Below are 20,521 nucleotides of genomic sequence, written 5' to 3'. Positions count from 1 at the left end.
GCGAGGGCGCATGGCCTTGGGCGCCAATCGCCCGTTCTAAAGCCGGCAGATTTGGATTGGCCCTCGGACTCAACTCGTTCGTCCGGCGGTCTTATTGTCCGGCAGGGCTCAGCTCGCCGCGCCGTTCCAGCTCTTCGCGGATCATTTTCTTGGTGATCTTGCCGTAAGCCGATTTCGGCATCTCGTCCCAGACGAGGATGCGTTTGGGCAGCTTGTAGCGCGAGAGCTTTGGCTCAAGGAAAGCGGCGATCTCCGCCGGATCGACGCTCTGGCCATTGGCGGCAACGACGACGGCGATGCCGACTTCGCCCCAGACCGGATCGGGCACGCCGACGATCGCCGCCTCGCTGATCGCCGGATGGGTGAGGATCTTCTCCTCGATCTCGCGCGGATAGACGTTCGAGCCGCCTGAAATATACATGTCCGAGGCGCGGCCGGTGATGTAGAGATAGCCCTCGGCGTCCATATGGCCGAGATCGCCGGTGCGGAACCAGCCATTGCGGAAGGCTTTGGCATTGGCTTCCGGATTGTCGTAATAGCCGGCGAAGACCGCGGGGCCGATCACGCAGATTTCGCCCGTTTCGCCGGAGGCGAGAGCCTTGCCGGTCTCGTCCTGAATCTCGACTTCCATGCCCGTGCGCTCGAAACCGCAGGTGCCGATCCGGTGGCGCTCGTCGTCGATCTGATGTTCGCTCGCCGGCAGGACGGTGATGGCGCCGGTGACTTCGCCAAGCCCGAAATATTGGACGATGACGCTGCCGAGCTTGTCGAGCGCTCGCTTCTGGTCGGCCCGATACATGGGGGCGCCAGCATAGATGATGTGGGTCAGGCTCGAATGGTCGTATCGCTCGATCGCTTCATGCTCGACCATCATCTTCAGGATCGTCGGCACGGTGAACATATTGGTCACCTTCCAGCGCTCGATGAGCTCGAAGGCGGCCGGAATGTCGAAGCGCTCGCCGGGCATAAGAAGGGTCGTCGCGCCGGCGGCCACCTGAATCAGCTGATGGACGCCCGCCCCATGGGAGAGCGGCGCGACCACGAGCGAAACGCTGTGCGGCCCCGTGCCCGGCATCAGATCGAAGAGATGATTAACGATGACGAAAGCCATATGGCCGTGCGTCAGGACGGAGGCTTTCGGCCGGCCGGTCGTGCCGGAGGTGAAGAAGAACCAGCAGGGATCGTCGTGATCGACGGCCGCGTTCGGCACGGTTCTGCCGGAAAACTCGTCGACGAGAGCGTCGAAGGAGGGGCCGAAATCGGCCTCGCCAATGGCAATCACAGCGGAAAGGGCAGGGCTCGCCTCCCGGCAGGCGCTCGCATGCTTTGGGAAGGCGGCGTTGCAGATCATCAGCTTAGCGCCGCTGGCCGAGGCGAGATAGGCGACCTCGTCGGGCGTCTGGCGAAAATTCGTCGGCACATAGACCGCGCCGATGCGAAAACAGGCGAACATCGTCTCGAACATCTGATTGCAGTTCTGGGACTGTACCAGCACGCGGTCGCCCTTTTCGACGGAAAAGCGCTCGGTCATCGCCGCCGCGATGGCGCTGACCCGGTCGTCGAGCTCGGACCAACTCCAGCTCTTATCCCCCCAGACGAGGGCAGGGCGCTCCTTCAGCCGGCGGGCGGCCTTGGTCAGAAAATGGGCGAGATTGGAGACCCGCCGCGACTGACGCGCGACGCCGCCGGCGGGATCGATGGCATTGTTCGGGCTCAATTGGCGCGCTCCAGGATCGAGACGTAATTGGCGACGGCGGCGCCGCCCATATTGAAGACGCCGGCAAGGCACGTGTTCTCGATCTGCATGTCGCCGGCCTCGCCCATGAGCTGCATGGCGGCCATGACATGCATGGAGACCCCCGTCGCGCCGATCGGATGGCCCTTCGACTTCAGCCCGCCGGAGGGATTGATCGGCAGTTTGCCATCCTTCCGATTGATGCCCTCGCGCACGACCTTGTAGCCTTCGCCGCGTGCCGCCAGGCCCATCGCCTCATACTGGATGAGCTCGGCGATGGTGAAGCAGTCATGGGTCTCGACCATGTCGAGATCGTCAAGGGTGAGACCGGAGGCGGCGAGCGCCCGTTTCCAAGCCTCGCGCGGGCCGGCGAATTCGCTTGGATCGCGCCGCGACAGCGCCAACACGTCGTTGACATGGGCCCGGGCGCGGAAGGCGATAGCGCGTTCGAGATCGGCCGCGATCTCCTCGTCGGCGAGAACGATCGCAGCCGCCCCGTCGGAGATCAGCGAGCAGTCGGTCCGCCGCAGGGGCGCGGCGACATAAGGATTCTTGTCCGAGACGGTGTTGCAGAATTCGACGCCGAAATCCCGGCGCATATGGGCATAAGGATTGGCCATGCCGTTGGCGTGGTTCTTGGCGGCGATCATCGCCAGCTCTTCGGAGCGGTCGCCGAAGCGCTGGAAATAGCCTTGCGCAATGCGCCCGAAGAGGCCAGCAAAGCCGCCTTCGACATTGGCCTCCTCCTCGCGATAGCTCGCGCTGAGGAGAATGTCGCCGGTCTCGGCGGTCGGCAGGCCGGTCATCTTCTCGGCGCCGACGACGAGAGCGACGCGGCCGCGTCCGGCCTCGATGAAGTCGATCGCCGAGTAAAGGGCGGCCGAGCCGGTGGCGCAGGCATTTTCCATGCGGACCGCCGGCACCATCGCCAGCCCATCCTCAGCCATGCCGACGAGGGCGGCCTGAAAGTCCTGTTTGGAAAAGCCGCCATTGAGGACGCCGACAAAGACGCCGTCGACCTGGTTGGCCCCGAGCCCCGCATGGTCGAGGGCAGGCTTTGCGACCTCGGCCATCAGTGCCTTCGTGTCGGGTGCCTCACGCTTGCCGAAGGGGCTGTGGGCCCAGCCCACCATCCGTGCCTTGGTCATCTTGTTCCTCCCATGGTGGCGGCTTCGCCCGTGCGGGCGCCGCGTCTTGCCGGGCGCCCGCCGGCCGGCTCATGGCCGTCGCCGCCAGTGCTTTTCGTGGATTTGCGCGCCGCGCTCGCGGCATCGAAGAGATCGGCGAGACGCTTTTCGATGCGCCGCGCCTCGCCCAGCATCAGGCCGGCGAGTTCGAGCTGGCGGGCCTCGCGCAGGCGGCTGTCGATGGCCGAGATCGAGATCGCGCCGGCCACACGGCCATTCGGATAGGCGATGGCACAGCCGATTGCCCAGGAATTGGGGATGACGCGGCCGGGATTGAGCGACCAGCCATGCTCGCGGGTGAAGGCGATGTCGGCCCAGAGCTGTTCGCGGTCATAGCCCGGATAGGCGCTGGCGAGGATCGCGGCATTGGCCTCGATCACCGTCTCGATCTCGTCGTCGGGCATGGCGGCGAGAAGCGCCATGGAGCCCGCGCCGACGCCCAAGGGGTGGCGCTGGCCGACGTCGAGCGCGTGGGTGCGGATCGGATAGCTGCCCTCTTCGCGCCAGGTGCAGACCGCATAGACGCCCCGGCGCACGCACAGAAAGCTCGTATCGCCGCTTGCTGCCGAAAGCGCCGAAAGGCTCTCGATCGCCGCATCCTGGATGCCGTAGCGGCGGGAGGCGAGAATGCCGAGCACGAAGGCTTCCTCGCCGAGAAAATAGCGCCGGCTCGTCTCGTCCTGTTCGACGAGATTGGCGCGGATCAGGGCCAGGAGCAGGCGCCGGACCGTCGGGCGGCTGAGGCCGGTCTCGGTGACGATGACGGCGATCGAGACCCCTTCGTCGCCGAAGCGGCTGACGAAGGACAGAAGCGACAAGGCCCGGTCGACGCTCTGCGCGCCGCCGCCTTCGCCTGTATCTCTGCTCGCCTCATAGGCGTCCATATCGTGGACCTCTTTATTCGTGTCTCAGACGATAACAAGCATTAGGAGGGTTGCAAATCCTTTTTTCGCTGACATTATGGCGTCAAGCCGCTGTATTTGACGTCCATAATATGGATGGATCGGGAGAATGAGTGCTGCGGCGCACAATGACTGGGAGGAGAATCCATGAGCCTGAAGCGCTTCGCCGCCGCCACCGCAATCGCCCTCATCGCGCTTCACGGCGCGGCCGGGGCCGAGACCTTGCGCCTGTCGCACAACACCGGCGACACCTCGACCTGGCACAAGGGCGGAGAAAAGTTCAACGAGCTCGTCCAGGAGAAAACCGGCGGCGAAACGGACGTTCGCGTCTTCCCAATGGCCCAGCTCACCGGCGGCGATCAGATGAAGCAGGCCGAGATGGTCGGACGCGGTGCGCTCGACTTCGTCATGACCTCGGCCATCAATGTCACGCCGCTCGTGCCGGAAATGGCGGTGTTCTCGCTGCCCTATCTCTATGGCAATTACGACGAGGTGGACGCCACGGTCGACGGCGCGCCCGGCGAGAAGATGACCGAGATCATGGCCGGTCACGGGATCGTGGTTCTGGCATGGGGCGAGAACGGCTTTCGCGAGGTCACCAACAATGTTCGCCCGATCAAGTCGCCCGAGGATATGAAGGGCCTGAAGATGCGTGTCGCCGGCCCGATGTATATCGACGTGATGGAGGCTCTCGGCGCCAATCCTCAGCAGATGCAGTGGACCGAGACCTTCTCCGCGCTCCAGCAAGGCGTCGTCGACGGCCAGGAAAACCCGATCGGCGCCGTGATCGTCCCCTTGCGCGTCTACGAGGCCCAGAAATACATCACCACCTGGCACTATTCCTACGATCCGATCTTCATCGGCGTCAGCCAGAAGCTCTGGGACAGCTGGGACGAAGAGAAGCGCGAGCAGATTCGCGCCGCCGCCGAAGAGGCGATGGCCTATCAGAAGGAAATCACCCGCGAGGGAACCGCGAGCGGTGTCGACTTCCTGAAGGAACAGGGCATGGAGGTCTTTGTGCCCTCGGACGCCGAGATCGACGCCTTCCGCCAGGCCACCAAGCCGGCCTATGACAAATGGGCCGAGCGCATTGGTCCCGATCTCGTCTCCGTCTTCGAGACGACGATCGCCGAGGAAAAAGGCGGCAAGGACGCCGCCTCGTCGAACTGAGGCGAGCAAAACCCGAAAGCCCGGCCGGTTCGCCGGTCGGGCGTTTCGGGCCTTTTCTGACCGGTTGCGGCAGGCGCAGCCCCCTCGTCACGGCATTTCCACAAGGACCAAGACCCCATGCGCTTTCTCCTCGATGATTTCGAGAAGATCGTCTGCGCCGTCATCTTCATCGTGATGACGGTCCTCGGCTTCGCCAATGTGGTGGTCCGCTATCTGACGAGCTACTCCTTCGCTTCAACGCAGGAGGTGCTTCTCAACGGTTTTTTGTTGATGACCGTTTTCGGCGCGGCGATCGCGGCCCGGCGCGGTGAGCATCTGGCCGTCACGCTCCTGTCCGATATTCTGCCCGAGGGGGCGCGCAAGGCCGTCATTCTCTTTGCGACGGCGCTTTCGGTCGGCCTTCTCGTCTTGTCGGCCTGGTATTCGGCTGATCTGCTCTTCAATCAGTACGTCAGCGGCGTCACGTCTCCCGGCCTCGGCCTTCCGGCCTGGTACTATTCGCTCGGGGTTCCCCTCGGCTTCCTTCTGATCGCCTTGCGTCTCATCCAGTCCATGATCGGCGATTTTCGGGAAGGGGGCGACCGTGCTTGATCTCGATCCCGGCACGATGATGATCATCTCCTTCTTCGTGCTTCTCGCCCTGCGCGTTCCGGTCGCTTTTGCACTTGGCTGTTCGGCGCTTCTAGCCATGTGGCAGATCGGCTTCGGCCTCGATCTCGTCGGCGATCTCCTATCGGCCGGCATCGCCAAATTCTCGCTCCTCGCCATCCCCTTCTTCATCCTTGCCGGCACGCTGATGGGCGTCGTTGGCATCGCCGAACGGATGATCGGCTTCTTTCGCGTGCTGATCGGCTCGCTCCCTGGCGGCATGGGCGTCGTCGGCACGGTGGTCTGCCTGTTCTGGGGCGCGGTGTCGGGATCGGGGCCGGCCTCGGTCGCAGCGATCGGTCCGCTGATCATCAAGGGTATGGCGGAGGACGGCTATCCAAGGCCCTTCGCCGCGGCGCTGGTCTGCACGGGCGCTGCGCTTTCCATCGTCATTCCGCCTTCGATCGGCCTCGTCATCTATGGCGTCATCGCCGAGACCTCGATCGCCCAGCTCTTTCTGTCTGCCATCGTGCCGGGCTTGATCATGGGTGTGCTGATGCTCGCGACGCTTCCCTTCGCCAAGCGCACGAAGCCGCTTACGGCCTCCGTGTCCGGCGCCTCGATCCCGGAAGGGGCGCCGGTGCCGCCCGATGCGAAAGCGGTGACCGGTCTTCAGGCGATTTCGCCGGCCCCTTATGAAGGCCTGCCCTATTTCCAGCGCCTGGCACGCTCTTTCCGCGATGCCTTCTGGGGGCTCATGACGCCGGTGGTCATTCTCGGTGGCATCTATACCGGCGTCTTCACCCCCACCGAGGCGGCGATCGTGGCGACCGTCTATGCGCTCGCCGTCGGCGCACTCGTCTATCGCACGCTCACCATCCGCAATCTTTATACGGTGCTGACGGAATCGGCGGCCTCTTCGGCGGTCGTCATGCTGGTCGTTGCCTATGCCAGCCTGTTCGGCTGGGTGGTCACGGTCGACGATCTCGTGGGCAAATATTCCGAGGTGCTGCTCGGTCTGTCCAGCAATGAATGGGTGATCCTGGCGATCATCATGATCGTCGTCCTGATCGCCGGCATGTTCATGGACGCGATCACCATCATGTTCATCGCCCTGCCGATCTTCCTGCCCGTCGTTCGCACGCTTGGATGGGATCCGGTCTGGTTCGGCGTTCTCTTGATGATCAATCTGGCGATCGGCCTGTTCACTCCGCCGGTCGGCATCAATCTCTTCGTCGCGGCGAATATCACGCGACTGTCGTTGGAGAAGATCGCCATCGGGGCGTTGCCTTTCCTCCTCACCGCCTTGATCGGCCTTGCCATCATCGCGGGCTTCCCGGAGCTCTCCCATCTTCTCGGCACCGTCGGGCGGTGAGCGTCCATTGCGTTGGGCGCAGGAGCGAGGCGGCGGTCAGCCGTGCTTGATCGAGATCGTCTTCAGCCGCGAAAAGCCGTAAAGCGCCTCGAAGCCCTTTTCCCGGCCGTGGCCTGATTTACCGACGCCGCCGAAGGGAAGTTCGACGCCACCGCCGGCCCCGTAATTGTTGATGAAGACCTGGCCGCAATGGAGCGCGCGGGCAAGCCGCATCTGGCGCCCGCCATTCTCGGTCCAGACCCCGGCGACGAGACCGTATTCGGTCCCATTGGCGATGCGGATCGCATCCGCCTCGTCGTCAAAGGGGATCAGAACCTGGACCGGTCCGAAAATCTCCTCCTGGGCGAGGCGATGATCGGGCGGCACGTCGGCAAAGAGGATCGGTGCAACATAGTGGCCGGCGGAGGGCGCATCCTCGGCGATCGAGCCTTCCGCGGCGACGGTCAAATCCTCGCGGCCCTTCGCGATGAACTCGATCACCAGCCGCTTCTGCTTGGCCGAGACCAAAGGCCCGAGATCGCGGGACTGGCTCGCAGGACCGGCGACGAGGCCGCGATAGACCTCCGCCATACGCTCTTTCACTTCGGTGTAGAGACCGCGCTGGACGAGGACGCGCGAGGCGGCGGAACAGGTCTGGCCGGCAGCCTGGAGGCAGGCGCCGACAAGGGTCGGCAATGCGGCTTCCAGATCGCAATCGTCGAACACGATATGCGGCGACTTTCCGCCGAGCTCCAGCGTCACGGGCACGACATTCGCGGCGGCCGCTTCCTGAATGCGGCGGCCTGTCCCGACCGAGCCGGTGAAGGAGACATGATGGACATGGGGGTGGGCGGAAAGCGCTGCGCCGACATCATGGCCATAGCCGGTGACGATATTGAGGGCACCGGCCGGCAGACCGGCTTCGAGGCTGAGTTCGGCGATGGCAAGGGCCGAGAGCGATGCATCTTCCGCAGGCTTCAGGACGCAGGCATTGCCCATGGCGAGCGCCGCCCCGACCGAACGCCCGAGGATCTGCATGGGATAGTTCCAGGGAATGACATGGGCCGTCACGCCATGGGGCTCGCGCAAGGTGAGGACGGTCGAGCCTTCTTGATAGGGGATCGTCTCGCCGGTGACCTTGTCGGCCGAGCCGCCGTAGAATTCGAAATAGCGGGCGAGCGCCTTCGCGTCGTTCCGTGCCTGGTTGAGCGGTTTGCCCACATCGCGCGACTCCAGCTCGGCGAGCCGCTCGACATTTGCCTCAACCAGCGCGCCGAGGCGGGTGAGGATGCGGCCGCGCTCCGTCGCGCTCTTCGCCCCCCACTCGCCTATAAGGGCCGCTTGCGCCGCCGCCACCGCCGCGTCGACATCCCGTTCCGTTCCTCGGGCGATCCGGCCGATGCGCTCCCCCGTCGAAGGGTCCTCCACATCGATCGTCTCGTGTGAGGCGCTGTCGCACCAAGCCCCGCCGATGAAGAGTTTCGTGCGCTCGAAACCGAAATGGATCGTCATCTTTCCTCCGATGGGGTCGCGGCGGGCTGATGGCCGGACCGTCCCGCTCCGGCCGTTGTCTCGAGCGCTTTGTTATCGTCCCGTCGGCATATTGGATAGCATCCGCGCGCATCGGGAGCGTGAGGCGCGATTCGCTCGGGCGTGTCGTTCGATGGCCGTCGATTCAGATGCGCGGCGCAACGAAACGACCCAAGCGATCGTCCATGTCGCGGCTCGGACGGCATCCGGTGAGGAGGGAAAAACATGACGAAGCAGACCATCGGAATGATCGGGGTCGGGATGATGGGGCATGGCATTGCCTCCAACATCGTCGCGGCGGGATGGCCCCTTTTCTATCTTCATCACGAAGGCAATCAGTCGACCGACGATCTCGATCAGGCGGGCGCAAAGCGCGAAAGCGATGCGTCCACCCTCGTCTCGAAGATCGATATCCTCATTCTCTGCGTGACGGGCAGTCGGGAGATCAAGGCGATTCTCACTGGCGAGGACGATCTGGTGGCAAAGCTTCGGCCGAGAACCATCGTCGTCGACTGCTCGACGGGCATTCCGAGCGAGACGCGCCGTGTCGCGGAGCGGATCGAAGCCACGGGCTGCCGCTTCGTCGACGCCGCCATGACCCGCACGCCGGCGGAGGCCAAGGCCGGACGGCTCAATCTCCTCATCGGCGGCGATTTGGAGGTGATCGAGGCGCTGACGCCTCTTCTCGCGACATTTTCCGAAAACCGTTTCCATGCGGGAGCGGTCGGGGCAGGGCAGACGCTGAAACTCCTCCATAATTATGTCTCGCTCGGAACGGCGGTCGTCGTCGCCGAAGCTGCGGCCTGCGCCGCCGAATGCGGCATCGCGGCGGAAGTCCTCGTCGATTGCCTGAAGCGGGGCGGGGGCTATGGCGCCGCGCTCGATCGGATGGCGCCCTTCATCTTGTCGAAGGACGTTTCCGCCATGCGCTTTTCCAATGCCAATGCTCTCAAGGATATCGACTATTATCAGAGCCTTGTGGCCGAGACGGGAGCGCGCCACGAGGCGGCGAAAGGTATTCTCGCCGCGCTCGAATGGCTGAACCACAACGGCCATGGGCGCCGCATGATGCCGGAGGCCTGCGATGCTTTTCGCGAAGCGAAGATGGCACCGTAGGAAGCTCGTTGCCGCTGCCGATTTGAGAGCACTATCCGTCGGACACCGTATCAGACCCGTCGTGATGGTCAGGAAGGGATTTTGCAGGGTTGATCAGGCTGGGCTTGTTTCTCACCCTTGGGGGGCTCCTGTTCGGCATTGCGCCTGTCGCCTTGGCCATCGGCGCCGGCACACTCGGCGCGAGCCTCGGCTGCGAGGTGAACGAAGGCTCTATTCATCCTTGCCCGCTCTGGGGCTACGACATCGGCGAAACGCTTTACCAGTTCGGGGTTCTGGGATGGTTGGGCCTGATGACCCTGCCGATCGGCCTTCCGATTGCCGCGATTGGCCTTCTCTTGCTGCTGGGCGCGTTGTGTCGGCGCCTCTATGCCGCCGCGAGGACGGGCTAAGGCGGCGGACTTGGTCTCGGACACCCCCGCGATGCCGATGACGGATCGAGGGGCGGGCTCGTCTTCGAGGGCCCCTTCATTCGTAGAGCTTGCGCAGAGCCGTCATATTGTCCTTGCCATAGCCCTTTGAAATCGCCCGTGCGATCGTCTCATGGACCTGACGCATAAGCGGCGCCTCCGCCTCGCCGGCAACGCCCATCGCATAGCGAAAATCCTTCTCGATCAGATCGATCGGGAATTTCGGCTCGAAGTTCCGGTCGATCATCGTCTTCGTCAGATAGCCGAAATTCGGCGCCCAGACGGAGGTTTTGGAGATCGCCTCGACGGCGGTCTGCGTGTCCGTTGGTGAGCGGTCCAGCATGGAGAGGATTTCGGCCCAGGCTGCCACATGGATGCCGAGCATGGCGTTGGTGGCAAGTTTCACGCGCGCGCCGTCACCCCATTGGCCCACATGGGTCGAGGCCTTGCCGATCGATTTCAGGAAGGGCTCAGCCTTCTCGACAACGGAGCGATCCCCGCCGAGAAAGAAGACGAGATCAGCATTCTCGGCCTGGGGCAGGGTTCCGGAGACCGGCGCTTCCAGAAGATCGACGCCCTGCGCCTTCATTGCCTTGCCGAGTTCCTCGACCCAGCCGGGCTGGAGCGTCGAGATCTCGATGGCGGTCTTGCCTGCTCCCATGCCGGCGAGCGCGCCGGTTTCAGGATCGAGCCAGACGGCACGCGAGGCCTCGTCATCGGCGACCATCGCCATGACGATATCGGCTGTCTCGCCGGCCTCGCGCGGCGTTTCCACCCGTCTGGCGCCCGCCTCCACCAGTGGTTTCGTCTTCTCGTCGCTGCGGTTCCAGACGATGAGATCGTGATCCGCATCGAGAAGATTCTTCGCGATGCGGCTTCCCATGGCGCCCAATCCGAGAAAGGCTATCGTCGGCATGGATCGTCCCCTTGCAGTTGGAATGACGTCATCGCGCGGTAAATGGATCGCGCGTGATGTTTTTCTCCAACGCTTGCGGGTTCGCGCGGTTTCGCGGCAGCCCATGTCTTTTCTGTAAGGGCAAGATCGTCCACGCTCGCCCTCAGCCAACGGCGAGCGTGCGCTTGTCGGTGCGCTTACCCGGAGACGACCCGATTGCGGCCCTTCGCCTTAGCCTCATAGAGCCGTTGGTCGGCCGCTTGCAGAAGCTTTTTGAGGTCGGTCCCGTCTTCACAAACGGTCGCGACGCCGAGGCTGACCGTCAGATGGATCATGTGGTCTTCGCGGCTCATCTCCGCAGCCTCGACGACCTTGCGTAAAGTCTCGGCAAAGTTTGCAGCCTCTGCCGGCGAGGTGTCGTTAAGAAGCAGGCAGAATTCCTCGCCTCCATAGCGAAAGGCGTCGTCGCTCGGGCGTATGGTCTCGATCAGGATCGCCGAGAGCTGTTTGAGCGCATCGTCGCCGGTCTCGTGACCATGATCGTCATTGATGGCCTTGAAATGATCGATGTCGAGCAGAACGATGGCCGGTCCGGCGCCTTGACGCTCGAAGCGCGCGATGGCCTCGCCGAACCGATGATAGAAGGCGGCGCGATTGCCAAGGCCGGTCAGCGGATCGGTATAAGCTCGGCGTTTCAGCGCGATCTCGGCGCGTGCCCGCGATGTCTCATAGACATAGGAAAAGCCGAAGATGCACAGAGCAACACCCGCGACGTTGAGAAGAGCCCGGTCGCTGCCGAGAGCGGCATCGCTTCCGTATTTTGTAATATAGAGCCAAAAGGCGATCGCGAGAAACACCAGCGTAACGCCGCCGCCGAGCGCCCGTCCGAGCAGCATATGGGACAGGATCGGGATCATAAGAACCCAAGCAAAGACCGAGGGCGAGGCCTCAGGCGTCGCGATGATCGCCATCATCGTCGAATTGAAGAGCAGGAGATAGACGAACGACCAAAGGAGCAGGCGATGGGTCGTCCGGATGACTGGCGCGAGGCACAGAGCGAAGCAGCCCATCGCCAATTCGCCCGCCATGGCGATGTAATTGTCGTTGCGAAAATTGAGGATGGAGAACACTGCGCCGAAGGTGGCGGTGAAGAGCAGCAGAATGAACAGAACCGCTCGTCGGTAAGCCTCGACCGAATCGAAGATGCTTGTCTTCTCAGTCATGACTATCGATCGGATATCACTCAAATTTTCAGGCACCGCCCGTCTATAAAGCGAACTATCTATGATTGTCACGGTTGAACTTGAGGCGTGACGGGGAACAATGCGTTCGCCGTTTCCAGCGTGTAAACGCAGGCTGAAATCGCGGCAGCCTCAGGGCGGCGGTCTGGATGCGGCGTTGGCGCGCAATCGTCTTTTCGCCGACGGGCGGCCTGCTCCCTTGCCCATCGTCGCACAAACCCCTTATCTCGTCTCCATGAGCAAGATCGGCGATAACAAGCGTCCCACTTCCCAGAAGACGACCGACCGGGAGCCCTTTCGGCGTTCGCTCGCCAACACGTTGCGGGCGATCTCGGGCGATGCGGAGATGGAGGTGACCTTCTCCTCCGACCGGCCGGGCCTGGCCGGCAATCGGGCAAGGCTTCCCGAGCTTCCCAAACGGGCGACGAAGAACGACGTCTCGGTAACGCGCGGCGTGGCCGACGCCATGGCGCTGCGACGGGCGCGCCACGATCCGAAGCTTCACGCCCAGCTTTCGCCCGACAGCCAGTCTGCGCGCGCCGTTTATGACGCGGTCGAGCAGGCGCGCTGCGAGGCGATCGGGGCAAAGGCCATGTCCGGCGTCGCCGACAATCTCGCCTCCATGCTGGAGGACAAATATGTCCGCTCCAATCTCGGCGCGGTGACCGAGCGCAGCGAAGCGCCGATCGAGGATGCCGTCGCCTTGATGGTCCGCGAGGCCTTGACCGGCCGCGCCGCGCCCGACAGCGCCAAGGCCTTGGTCAATGTCTGGCGCGACTTCATCGAGGAGAAGGTCGGCCAACGCTTCGAAAACCTATCTGACATCGTCGAAGACCAAGCGGCCTTCGCCCGGGCCGTGCGCGATGTCCTCGTCTCGCTCGAAATGGCCGAGGAACTGGCCGAACCCGAACAGAACGACGACGAGTCCGAGGACGACGAAGAAGACGGCGACAATCAGGTCCGAGATCAGGACGAGGGCGGCGAAGAGAACGAGAGCGGTTCGGAGGCCGCCGAGGCTGAAGATCGGGAGGCCGAGGGCGAAAGCGAGGAGACGGCCGAAGCCGAATCCTCCGAGGTGACCGGCGAAGACCCGGTCGACGAGGGCGAGGAGAATTCCGAGACGCCGGGCGACTCGCGCCGGCCGAACACGACGCCGCCCGACCCCTTGATGGCGCTCGACTATCAGGTGTTCACGCGCGAATTCGACGAGGAGGTGGGCGCCGAGGAACTATGCGACGAGGCCGAGCTCGACCGGCTGCGCGGCTTTCTCGACAAGCAGCTGACGAGCCTTCAGGGGGTCGTCGGGCGTCTTGCCAACCGGTTGCAGCGCCGTCTGATGGCCCAGCAGAACCGCTCCTGGGACTTCGATCTGGAAGAGGGTTATCTCGACACTGCGCGCCTCACCCGCATCGTCATCGATCCCATGCAGCCGCTCTCCTTCAAGATGGAGCGCGACACCGAATTTCGCGACACGACTGTCTCGCTTCTGATCGACAATTCCGGCTCGATGCGCGGTCGGCCGATCACGGTGGCCGCCACCTGCGCCGACATTCTCGCCCGCACGCTGGAGCGCTGCGGGGTTAAGGTCGAGGTGCTGGGCTTCACCACCCGCGCCTGGAAGGGCGGTCAATCCCGCGAAGCCTGGCTGAAGGCTGGCAAGCCGCAAAAGCCCGGCCGGCTCAACGATCTGCGCCATATCGTCTACAAGTCGGCCGATGCCCCCTGGCGGCGGGCGCGCAACAATCTCGGCCTGATGATGCGCGAAGGGCTTCTGAAAGAGAATATCGACGGCGAGGCGCTGATCTGGGCCCATTCGCGCCTGATGCGCCGGCCCGAGCAGCGGCGCATTCTCATGGTCATTTCAGATGGCGCGCCGGTCGATGATTCGACGCTTTCGGTCAATGCCGGCAACTTTCTGGAGCGTCACTTGCGTGGCGTGATCGAGGAGATCGAGCAGCGCTCGCCGGTGGAGCTTCTGGCCATCGGCATCGGTCATGACGTGACCCGCTACTATCGCCGGGCGGTGACGATCGTCGATGCCGAGGAACTGGCTGGCGCCATGACCGAACAGCTGGCCGCCCTCTTTGCCGAGGAGGGGCCGGCCATGCAGTCCACCTATCGCCGAAGGGCTGGCTTCGGTCGCTGACCGTCTTCAGGCTGCGAGTGCCGGAAAAGGCCGACACTCGACGATCGATCCAATTTCGTTCATGATTTGATCCATTCGTTAAGGGTTCTGCGTCAGGATCGAACCATGACCGTCGAAGCGCTCATCGCCTTTCTGGCCGCGACCCATGTCGATATCGCCGGCGTGCCGCTGTCCGGCGCGGCGCTCGTGGCGATCGGGCTCGCCGCCTTGCTCCTGTTGCTCTTGATCCGCGTCTGGCGCCGGCTGCGCGCGCTGCGGGCCGATCTCGGCGTCGATCTGTCCGGGGAAGGGCGGATCGAGACGCTGCTGCGCTCCCAGGCCGAAATGGCCGGGCGGCTGCAATCCATGGCCGACATCATGGGCTCGCGCCAGGCGGAGATGACCCGGACGCTCGCCGATCGCTTCGACGGGCTGTCGAGCCGGATCGGCCAGTCGCTCGCCTCGACCACCGACCAGACCCATTCGTCCCTGTCGGCGCTCGGCGAGCGTCTTGCGGTCATCGACCGGGCCCAGTCGCGCATCGCCGATCTGGCAGGCGATATCGGCCGGCTTCAGGACATTCTCGACAACAAACAGACGCGCGGCGCCTTTGGCGAAGCGCGGATGCAGGCGATCGTCGCCGATGCGCTTCCCGCCTCCGCCTATCGGTTCCAGTCGCAGCTTTCCAACGGGAAGCGTCCCGACTGTCTCGTCCTTATGCCGAACAAGGCACCGCCGCTCGCCATCGATGCGAAGTTTCCCCTGGAGGCCTATGCGGCGTTGAAGGATGCCGAGACCAAGGACGCCGAGGACTTCGCCCTCGCCAAACTGCGACGGGACATGGACGTCCATATCCGCGCGATCGCCTCGAAATATCTCATTCCCGGCGAGACCCAGGACACCGCCTTCATGTTCGTGCCCTCGGAATCGGTCTATGCGGAAATCGGCGAGAAGCTGCCTGAAATTCTTCAGCGAGCCTATCGGGCCCGTGTCGTCATTGTCTCGCCCAGCCTGTTGATGCTGTCGATTCAGCTCGTCCAGAACCTTCTGAAGGATGCGCGCATGCGCCAGGAGGCCGGGCGCATCCAGACCGAAGTGCGCCATCTGGCCGAAGAACTGGGGCGTCTCGACGAGCGCGTCGGCGCTCTGAAAACCCATTTTAACCGCACGGGACGCGACGTCGACGAGATCCTGACCGCAACGCGCAAGGTGATGCAGCGGGCGGACAGGATCGAGACCTTGCCGTTTCAGGATGAAGGCGGAGCGGTGCCGCGACCGGCCACCTACACGTCTTCGTGAAGGTGCCATTAACGTTGCGGAAAAATGGCCGAATTCCGGCATGTTCAGCCGCTGTTCACTCGGCCCGATCCAGTTTAAAGTTACTGAAAGGTTAAATTGTCCGGGATCGAAATTGAGCCATGCGCATTTTTATGCGTGACTGTGTTCGATCACGAGGGGGATACCATGCGGCGCGCTGCGCGGACGATGATGGCGGTTCTGGGGCTGGCGATGCTGCCGGCCGTGCTGCCCGTCCCGGCTGCCCATGCCATGGGTCTGGCCGAGGCTTACAATAGCCAAACGGACAAGGATTTCCGCCAGGGCCTCCAGATTCGTCTGGCATGGACCGGCGATTATGACGGCGCGTTCGACGGCGTCATCGGGCCGCGCTCGCTGCGGGCAATTCGGGACTTTCAGGCCCGTCACGGAATGGAGCCGGACGGCGTCATCACCGACGGCATGCTGCGTCGCCTCGTCGACAAGTCCGACGCGATCCAGAACAGCCTCGGCGTCTCGCTGGTGGACGATGCCGCGACCGGCGCGCGGATCCTCGTTCCCTTCGGCCGTGTGATCGATTCCGGCCGCACCGATGTGGGCAATCTGTGGCGCGCCGAAGACGGCCGCGTCGAGATGGAGACCGTTCGTATCGCCGATACGGGGCAGACCTTGCGCGGCCTCTTTGATGTCCTGAAGGTCGAGACCGATACGCGCTCGGTGTCGGGCGCTGAATTTGCCGGCACCTGGTTCCGGGTGGAAGGCAAGGAAAGCGGGCGCAGCTATGTCATGCGCTTTGCGGCATCCGGCTCGGACAGCCATGACCTGCGCGGTTTCTCCGTGTCCTACGATCCGGCGGTCGGCCAAGAGATGCGTCCCTATGTGGCGGTCGCCTCGGAGCTGTTCGAGCCCTTTGCGGGCGATGCGCGCGCTCCGCTTCTGGCAAGCCGCGACGACAAGCCCTTTACGACCATGATGGCCCGCCAGCGCAATCTAGATGCGCCGAGCGATCGCCGCTTCGCCATGGCCTATGCCGATCCGAGCCAGCCGAACTATTTCGCGATCCCGCCCATGGGCGAGTCCGCGATCGAGAAGGACCCCTCCGATGTCGCCTTCGACATGGCGGGCTCCGGCTTCGCGGTCTCTAAGGATGGCTGGGTCCTGACCAATGCTCATGTGGTCAAGGCGTGCCGCTCGGTGCTCGTCAGCGGGCATGGCCGGGCGGTGGAGAAGGTCGTAGACGAGGCGAACGATCTTGCTCTCGTGAAGGTCTCCGGCCGCTTCGAGAATCCTCTACGTGTTTCGGTGACCAAGCCCCGTCTTGGCGAAGACATTCTCGCGCTTGGCTTCCCGCTGCGCTCGATCCTCGCCGACTCGCTCAATGTGACGCGCGGCAACGTCTCCTCGCTGCTTGGCCTCATGAACGATCCGCGCTATTTGCAGATCTCGGCGCCAGTCCAGCCGGGCAATTCCGGCGGCCCGCTGGTCGATCTCGCCGGCCGCGTCGTGGGCGTCGTCACCGCCAAGCTCAACGCTGTGGCGATCGCCGATGCGACCGGCGACATTCCCCAGTCGATCAATTTCGCGATCCGGCCGGATACGGTCACGACCTTTCTCGACAAGAATGGCGTCGACTATCTGACGGCCAATCCCAAGGCCGAGCTCGTCAGCGTCCCGGATGCGACGGCGATGGTGAAGGATTCCGTTCTTCCGGTTCTTTGCCTCGACGACGAATGAGGCCAAATGCCTCTGGCGCGCGAAAGCCCTTACCGATGATGGTGCGAGGCTTTCGTAAGATCTCACTCTGCCGACAACCCTGCGTTCATCTCGACAAATCGTGCCTGCCCCCTTTCGCTGACCGCTGGTTTGGTCCACCTGAAGCGTGATGTTCGCCGCGGGCGGATCGCTCAAGAAAGGACCCATGATGACCGAGGGTCAGGACGAAATTCTGCGCATTGCATCCATGACGGGTTTCAGCGAGGGCGCTGTGCGCACGATGGTCGAGGCGCTGCGCGCCGGCGGCGGCACCATGGCGCAGTTCGATCACCCCGAGCTCGGCGGTTTCGGCCAATGGTCGTCCGGCGGAATGCTGATGATCGGCGACATGTTCAACAATTCGCTGAAGGGCCGGGTCGCCCAACTCGCCGACATGGCTTCGTCCTCGCTCTATGAGGGTCGCCTGCCGGTGCGACAGAGCCAGAGCCAGGGCATGGGCGGTTCGGGTTTCGGTTTCGGCGGTGGCGCTTGGTGGCCGGACGGACTTGGCCAACCGTCCTCCAGCGGATCGCAGAACGGCGTGCGCTATGCCGTCTTTCCCGGCGCGCGGCGTCTCGCGCTCGACACCGGGTCCGGCGTCAGGCTCTACGATACGGGCGATCATCAGATCGGCGGCGTCTCGCAGCAGCAGGGCGGCACATCGACCTTGCGCTTTTCCAGCCAGTTCGGAACGATCGCGGCGGAGGACCTGCCCCTCGTGAGCGGCGGCGGCGAGATGAGTCCGGAGCCTTCCTTCAGCCAGCCGAGTCCGGCGACGGCACCGCTCTCCCAGCCGACCATGGCCGATCCCGCCGCCTCCTCGGAGCCGATTGGGACGACGGCGTCCGAGCCCCAACGATCCGGTCACGATCTCGAGCCGTCCAATTTCGTCCCGGCCGAGGCGAGCGCTGCGGCCGAGCCTTTCGCGCCGGCCCAGCAGCCCGAGCCGGTGTTTCAGCCCGCATCCCAAGCCCCGGCATCGAGGACCGAAGAGAGCCGACCGAAGGCGTCGGCGCAGGGCGATCCCTTGGAACTCCTTCGCAAGCTCTCCGATCTCCATAAGGACGGCATCCTGACCGACGAGGAGTTTCAAGCCAAGAAGGCCGAGCTTCTCTCCCGGCTTTGACCGCGCTCTCGCCTCTCGCCTCTCGCGAAATCGTCAGCTGTGAAGAGAGCTCTTTAGGCGGCGCCCGTGGATGTCACGGGCGCCAAAGAGGCTGATGATCGCCGCGCCGATGCAGACGATAAAAATCGTCAGCCAAGCGCGGACTCGGCGAATGTTGGATCCAACGCTCACGAATCCAATCGACAGTGTCGATTTCGGTTCTACCCATCGCCCCGAGCGGCATCGATCGAGTCTGGTTCCGTCATCCTTCATCCGTCATCCTGCGAGGGGACTGTGCCGATCAGATGGGGATGGGGTGCTCTATCTTTGCCCCCGCCACATGCGCTTGCCGACACGGCTTCGGGGTCGCGACAGCACCCGATTGTAGACGATCGCCCCATCTAGCCCAACGGCGCAGACTTGAAAGCTTCCCTTTGCCAGGTCGATCGCCAAAAATGCAGGTCTTCGTCGTGGATGCGCCCTCCGACGGGTTCCTATAGAACCGTCATGGCATACAAGATGCCGCTGCGCGGGGGCATCCACCGCATCAGTTCAGACCGATCTCTGCGAGCTTCTCAAGGAGCATCGCCTTGGCGTCACAGTGAAGATGGTGCCTGAGGTGACCGTCGATCGAAACGCTTTCGCGGAGCTTTAGGGATCGAAGGGACCCCCGGTAAGGGGGGAAGCACGCGCTCACATTCATCTAGATGACCGCTCGGATTTTTCCCCAAACATTTTGGGCTCCGCTGACGCCAACTATGGGCACGAATTTGGGTGCAAGGCAATTCAGCCCTAATGCCTAAGCCATTGTTTTCAATGGGAATTGATGAAGAAAGGTGGAGTTGGTGGAGCTGAGCGGGGACGCCACGCGGCAAAAATTAAATCGAAAAATCAATATCTTAAGGCTTGAACGCCACGTTTTGTGTACCGAGCTTCTGTACCAATCGCTAATGCGAAAGTTTACCGCTTGATTGCGCAACGCTTAGGGGGCGACTGAAGTTGTTCAGCGGGAAGCGTTTAGGTCGTATCGTAACGCTATCAGCCAGCGCCTCATTTTCAGCGTTGCGCTCTTCGGCGGTATAAGCGTTCATTATGCGTCGTTCCCCGAGTTTGAAACCGGATGCACACGGGACGCGAAGATTGACCGGCCGCGCGCTCTTGCTTCGACCTGCTCGCGCAAGCGGCGTGCCCCTTCTTTGATGTCCGGGACGTTCTGAAGCGTGCGACGCTCGGCTTCCCAATTTCGACGCTCGTAAGCTGCTCGCTTGGTCGCGTCGTCCGCCTGCTGCCGGACCTCGGCCATCTTGCGCTCGTTCTCCTCGGCCGACTGTTCCTTGCCGAACTGAACCAGGGCTTCCTCCCGGCTGAGGCCCTTCTTGCGGGTCAGCTCCTCCAGGCGGCGGCGCTTTCCGGCGGGCATCGAGCGCGTCCAGTCGGCGGTTGCCCGGCCGTTCCAGTAATCGACGATCGGCTCACGTGCCCTGGCTGAGAGGAGGAAGCCAACGGTCGGGAACTCGGGCGCGGGGCGCTGAGTGCGGAACCTGAGAGCTACGCCTCGAATGTCCCCCCACTCCCGGACGAACCAATCGACGAAGGCCAGAAGCTCTTGCCCGCTTTCCTCGGTCTTGGTGCCGTCCTTCCAGGGTTTCATCAGCGCCGATCGAATTTTATGGGCTGCGTTTTCGCCCCACTGAGGGCGGACGACGTTCGGGATGGCGCCGTGGACTTCATCGAAGGCGCGGTTGAACACCTGGATGACTTCCTCCGGCGTGACGGACTTGGCGCGCTGTTTGCGCGGCCCGGTCAGCGGCGCCAGCCGGTCGAACAATTCCGGGAGGGGGGGCGGCGCAACCGGGGGGAGGGAAGAAGACTTCCGCGAAGACAAGGGCTCTGCCTCCTCCGGATGTTCCCAGCCTTCGTTCGGGTCGAAAAGCTGCCCGCCGGACGTGAGCGGAGCGAGCGTGCCGGCCAAGCAGCTAGGTTCCCTTTCTTGGTCTTCCTTTCCAGTATGTTCCTTTATATGGACCGTTCGTTTCCGAGGGGGGAGCGACTGTCTTTCCGGTCAAGCGCTTTGCCATGGTCTTTTGTCCCTTATGATGGCGTTGAGGATGGTGAGGAGCTTTCGCATGGTTGCGACGG

At 63.4% G+C, this 20,521-nt stretch carries 16 protein-coding genes; 9 read left to right on the top strand and 7 right to left on the bottom strand.

Going from position 1 to position 20,521, the window contains the following annotated elements; all coding sequences use genetic code 11:
• Positions 1–91: 91 nt before the first annotated feature.
• From B9A15_RS13375 to B9A15_RS13365, 3 genes are read right to left on the bottom strand one after another with little or no spacing between them, the layout of a single operon-like run.
• Positions 92–1,717, bottom strand: a complete 1,626-nt coding sequence (locus B9A15_RS13375; RefSeq protein WP_084410599.1) for an acyl-CoA synthetase — start codon at positions 1,715–1,717, stop codon at positions 92–94.
• On the bottom strand, positions 1,714–2,883 hold the full coding sequence (locus B9A15_RS13370; RefSeq protein WP_084410598.1) for an acetyl-CoA acetyltransferase: 1,170 nt from the start codon (positions 2,881–2,883) through the stop codon (positions 1,714–1,716). The genes B9A15_RS13375 and B9A15_RS13370 overlap by 4 nt, the downstream gene beginning before the upstream one ends.
• On the bottom strand, positions 2,880–3,806 hold the full coding sequence (locus B9A15_RS13365) for an IclR family transcriptional regulator (RefSeq protein WP_084410597.1): 927 nt from the start codon (positions 3,804–3,806) through the stop codon (positions 2,880–2,882). Before B9A15_RS13365 ends, B9A15_RS13370 begins: the two co-directional genes overlap by 4 nt.
• Before the next feature lie 165 nt (positions 3,807–3,971).
• Here B9A15_RS13365 and B9A15_RS13360 point away from each other — a divergent pair, with 165 nt between their 5' ends.
• From B9A15_RS13360 to B9A15_RS13350, 3 genes are all read left to right on the top strand, one after another.
• On the top strand, positions 3,972–4,994 hold the full coding sequence (locus B9A15_RS13360; protein WP_084410596.1) for a DctP family TRAP transporter solute-binding subunit: 1,023 nt from the start codon (positions 3,972–3,974) through the stop codon (positions 4,992–4,994).
• A 117-nt stretch (positions 4,995–5,111) separates the two neighbouring features.
• Positions 5,112–5,585, top strand: coding sequence for a TRAP transporter small permease (locus B9A15_RS13355; RefSeq protein WP_084410595.1), 474 nt, complete (start codon positions 5,112–5,114; stop codon positions 5,583–5,585).
• Positions 5,578–6,957 (top strand): TRAP transporter large permease, encoded by a 1,380-nt coding sequence (locus B9A15_RS13350; RefSeq protein ID WP_084410594.1) that lies wholly within the window; start codon positions 5,578–5,580, stop codon positions 6,955–6,957. Before B9A15_RS13355 ends, B9A15_RS13350 begins: the two co-directional genes overlap by 8 nt.
• Before the next feature lie 36 nt (positions 6,958–6,993).
• Here B9A15_RS13350 and B9A15_RS13345 read toward each other — a convergent pair whose 3' ends face one another.
• Positions 6,994–8,448: an aldehyde dehydrogenase family protein gene (locus tag B9A15_RS13345; RefSeq protein WP_084410593.1), complete on the bottom strand. Its 1,455-nt coding sequence runs from the start codon at positions 8,446–8,448 to the stop codon at positions 6,994–6,996.
• A 243-nt stretch (positions 8,449–8,691) separates the two neighbouring features.
• On the opposite strand from B9A15_RS13345, the gene B9A15_RS13340 reads away from it, so the two are divergent.
• A complete protein-coding gene (locus B9A15_RS13340) occupies positions 8,692–9,582 on the top strand; it encodes an NAD(P)-dependent oxidoreductase (RefSeq protein ID WP_084410592.1) in 891 nt (296 codons plus the stop codon).
• A gap of 89 nt (positions 9,583–9,671) precedes the next feature.
• Entirely contained in the window at positions 9,672–9,971 is a 300-nt protein-coding gene (locus B9A15_RS13335) for a hypothetical protein (protein ID WP_084410591.1), read from the top strand.
• 76 nt (positions 9,972–10,047) lie between these two features.
• Here B9A15_RS13335 and B9A15_RS13330 read toward each other — a convergent pair whose 3' ends face one another.
• Both B9A15_RS13330 and B9A15_RS13325 read right to left on the bottom strand, forming a co-directional pair.
• A complete protein-coding gene (locus B9A15_RS13330; protein WP_170923292.1) occupies positions 10,048–10,905 on the bottom strand; it encodes an NAD(P)-dependent oxidoreductase in 858 nt (285 codons plus the stop codon).
• Between the two features lie 176 nt (positions 10,906–11,081).
• On the bottom strand, positions 11,082–12,107 hold the full coding sequence (locus B9A15_RS13325; protein WP_084410589.1) for a GGDEF domain-containing protein: 1,026 nt from the start codon (positions 12,105–12,107) through the stop codon (positions 11,082–11,084).
• A 253-nt stretch (positions 12,108–12,360) separates the two neighbouring features.
• Here B9A15_RS13325 and cobT point away from each other — a divergent pair, with 253 nt between their 5' ends.
• The 4 genes from cobT to B9A15_RS13305 all read left to right on the top strand — a co-directional run bounded on the left by cobT (position 12,361) and on the right by B9A15_RS13305 (position 18,403).
• Positions 12,361–14,271 (top strand): cobaltochelatase subunit CobT, encoded by a 1,911-nt coding sequence (gene cobT, locus B9A15_RS13320; RefSeq protein ID WP_084410795.1) that lies wholly within the window; start codon positions 12,361–12,363, stop codon positions 14,269–14,271.
• Between the two features lie 105 nt (positions 14,272–14,376).
• Positions 14,377–15,549, top strand: coding sequence for a DNA recombination protein RmuC (locus B9A15_RS13315; RefSeq protein WP_084410588.1), 1,173 nt, complete (start codon positions 14,377–14,379; stop codon positions 15,547–15,549).
• A gap of 165 nt (positions 15,550–15,714) precedes the next feature.
• On the top strand, positions 15,715–17,259 hold the full coding sequence (locus B9A15_RS13310; protein ID WP_084410793.1) for a serine protease: 1,545 nt from the start codon (positions 15,715–15,717) through the stop codon (positions 17,257–17,259).
• Positions 17,260–17,443: 184 nt separating this feature from the next.
• Positions 17,444–18,403, top strand: a complete 960-nt coding sequence (locus B9A15_RS13305) for an SHOCT domain-containing protein (protein WP_244556948.1) — start codon at positions 17,444–17,446, stop codon at positions 18,401–18,403.
• A 1,069-nt stretch (positions 18,404–19,472) separates the two neighbouring features.
• Here B9A15_RS13305 and B9A15_RS13300 read toward each other — a convergent pair.
• On the bottom strand, positions 19,473–20,354 hold the full coding sequence (locus B9A15_RS13300) for a hypothetical protein (RefSeq protein ID WP_084410587.1): 882 nt from the start codon (positions 20,352–20,354) through the stop codon (positions 19,473–19,475).
• Positions 20,355–20,521: the final 167 nt, after the last annotated feature.

The organism is Fulvimarina manganoxydans (genome assembly GCF_900176465.1).
In the GTDB taxonomy this organism is placed as follows: Bacteria; Pseudomonadota; Alphaproteobacteria; order Rhizobiales; family Rhizobiaceae; genus Fulvimarina; species Fulvimarina manganoxydans.
This window is presented reverse-complemented; position numbering and strand designations above follow the sequence as displayed.